Source organism: Novacetimonas hansenii JCM 7643, from assembly GCF_000964405.1.
Taxonomy (GTDB): Bacteria; Pseudomonadota; Alphaproteobacteria; order Acetobacterales; family Acetobacteraceae; genus Novacetimonas; species Novacetimonas hansenii.
Genome location: NZ_BANE01000226.1, coordinates 1 through 588, shown reverse-complemented (window position 1 = coordinate 588; position 588 = coordinate 1). Strand labels below are relative to the sequence as shown.

The window sequence follows — 588 nt, the reverse complement described above, 5'->3', positions numbered from 1 at the left end:
GCCACCAACCGGGCGGGTGGCATGGGCCGTTCTGGCTCGGGGCGAGCCGGAAAGGGACCGTCCACTTTCGGGCGGGGCAGGGGCGCGGCAACCCGCGCCAACCGTCTTCTGTCTCGTCGCACCCGGCTTGCCATCGTCAAGGCAAGGGTGGTCCGGCATGGCGCACGGGCGACCCTGCGTGCCCATCTGTCCTATCTCCAACGGGAAGGCGTGACGAAGGACGGCGAGAAGGCGCGGCTGTTCGGAGCGGAGCGCGACCATGTGCCCGCACGCGAATTCGCCGAGCGGTGTCAGGACGACCGGCACCATTTCCGCTTCATCGTGGGACCAGAGGATGCGGCCGAGATGGCGGACCTGAAAACCTTCACGCGGGAACTGATGACGCAGGCGGAACAGGATCTCGGGACGAAGCTGGACTGGGTTGCCGTGTCGCATTGGAACACCGACAATCCGCATATCCACGTCATCGTGCGGGGCAAAGACCAGGACGGCGAGGATCTGGTCATCTCCAAGGATTACATTCGCGAGGGATTGCGTGCCCGCACCCAGAACCTGGTCACGCTCGAACTCGGGCCGCGCACCGACCAT

Annotated in this window: 1 protein-coding gene; it reads left to right on the top strand. The window is 65.6% G+C overall.

Going from position 1 to position 588, the window contains the following annotated elements:
- A partial coding sequence (locus B7G66_RS13730) for a relaxase/mobilization nuclease domain-containing protein (RefSeq protein WP_048859287.1) occupies positions 1-588 on the top strand: 588 nt, incomplete at both ends.